Consider the following 2,213-nt stretch of genomic DNA (forward strand, 5'->3'; position numbering starts at 1 on the left):
TAAACACTGAACTGCAATTTTGCACTAAAGTCGCCACGCGTTGGCAATCCCTCTTGAGCCGTTTGTTATGCAAATTCAATGAGATAAACCAACTTTATACGACCAAAAACCACAATTGCAATAGTTGAGTGATTCAAGAACCAACCCAAGCCAGAGCGGTGATAAATAAGCCGCCAAAACAAAGCCCACCTTTCAGCAACCAACCAAGCTTTTGAATCAGGAAAACTCAACGAGCGAAAACTTCAGCAAGTACAAAATGCTCGATAAACTTGCCCTTTCCACACTTTGCGCACGCTGAATTGACAACAAACCAGCACCAAAACTGATTGAGGCAAACAAAGAACCTTGCCTGTTTTACGGCTTGAGTAAACCACGAATTTTAGGGTAAAAAAGCTCATTTGCCGACAACACAAAACGAATGGCCAGAGAAATCCCAAAAGATTGAGCCCCTAAATTTACCTGAGTTGCATAACGCCCGCCTAAGGGGCTGGCAACGCATAACAACCAAACTCAAACACAACAACCGTAACCACTTCGGCTCAATGGGACTGGAAACGCCACGCGTTGACAGTCCCTCTTGAGGCGTTTGTTATGCGATTTTCATTCGACCAGACAAGATCGTTACTGCTTGACCAGATAGCTTCACTTGGTTTGGATTGAGTAGTTCCACATCCACAAAACCACCTCTCTTTGAGGCCTGATAACCTTTGAGCTGAAACTTACCAAGCTTTTTCGACCAGTAAGCACACAAAGCACAATGTGCAGAGCCTGTCACGGGATCCTCATTGACTCCAACCCACGGCGCAAAATAACGCGATACAAAATCTACACCAGAGTCTGACTTAGCCGTAACTAAAACACCGCGACCCTTCAATTTTGATAGTCCGCTGAAATCCGGGGAAAGACCGTTGAGTAAGGACTCATTATCAATGACGATGATCTGCTTGTTATCAAACTGACCGTAAGCGATTAAGTTTGATTGTGCCAACCCTAAGAAATTGAGCATATCTATGTTTGGGGACACTTTCATATCAAGCATTGGAGTTGGGAAAACCAAGTGGATGCTATTTTCGTCTAAATGGGCAGTCAAAATGCCCGATAGAGTTTTAAACTCAAGAACATCACCCGTTTTATAAATCCCCTGCTCTTTTAAAACATGAGCTACAGCTAAAGTACCGTGGCCACATAGGCTCACTTCAATTTCTGGTGTAAACCAACGCAGTTGCATCGTGCTCAGCGATAAAAACGCCGTTTCAGACACTGCCATTTCAGCAGCAATTGCTCGCATTGTCGCTTCATCAAGGCTAGTTTCTGTAATGCATACCCCAGCAGGATTGCCCTTAAACACTTCTGATGTAAACGAATCTACCTGAAAAATACTGACTTCCACTCGATATCCTTAATTTCTTATGATGTCAGAAAAATCGCATAACGCCCGGCTAAGGGGTTGACAACGCATAGCCGAACTCAAAAAACACACTGTAAACACTGAACTGCAATTTTGCACTAAAGTCGCCACGCGTTGGCAATCCCTCTTGAGCCGTTTGTTATGCAAATTCAATGAGATAAACTGACTTTACTCGATCAAAAACCACAATTGCAATGGTTGAGTAATTCAAGAACCAACCGAAGCCAGAGCCGTGATAAATAAGCCGCCAAAACAAAGTCCACCTTTCAACAACAAATCAAGCTTTTGAATGAGGCAAACCCAACAAGCAAGATTTTCAGCAAGTACAAAATGCTCAATAAACTTGCCCTTTCCACACTTTGCGCACGCAAAATTCACAACGCACCGGCGCTAAAACTGATTGAGGCAAACAAAGAACCTTGCCTGTTTTACGGTTTAAGTTAACCACGAATTTGAGGGTAAAAAAGCTCATTTGCCGACAACATAAAACGAATGGCCGGAGAAACCTAAAAAGATTGAACCCCCAAATTTACCTGAGTTGCATAACGCTTTGTTAAGGGGTGAGCAATGCAATACCTAAGCCGCCGCATACCACCTTAATCACTTAAACCAACGCATAGTAAAAATGCCACGCGTTGCGAATCCCTCTTGAACAATTTGTTATAGCGCAAGTTTTGTTTTTTTATATTCTAAAATCATTTTACATAGAGAAAAGAACTTATCTATTAATCGATTGAAACAGCCCTGAATAAATATAATAACATTATCCCTCTTAACCTCTGCTATCGAATAATCGATATTGCCT

Annotated in this window: 1 protein-coding gene; it reads right to left on the reverse strand. The window is 42.3% G+C overall.

Going from position 1 to position 2,213, the window contains the following annotated elements:
* Window positions 1–589: 589 nt before the first annotated feature.
* Window positions 590–1,390: a PhzF family phenazine biosynthesis isomerase gene (locus AACU59_RS05225; RefSeq protein ID WP_161437631.1), complete on the reverse strand. Its 801-nt coding sequence runs from the start codon at window positions 1,388–1,390 to the stop codon at window positions 590–592.
* Window positions 1,391–2,213 lie beyond the last annotated feature (823 nt).

This window comes from Vibrio sp. V23_P3S9T160 (assembly GCF_963886625.1).
Classification (GTDB): Bacteria; Pseudomonadota; Gammaproteobacteria; order Enterobacterales; family Vibrionaceae; genus Vibrio; species Vibrio anguillarum.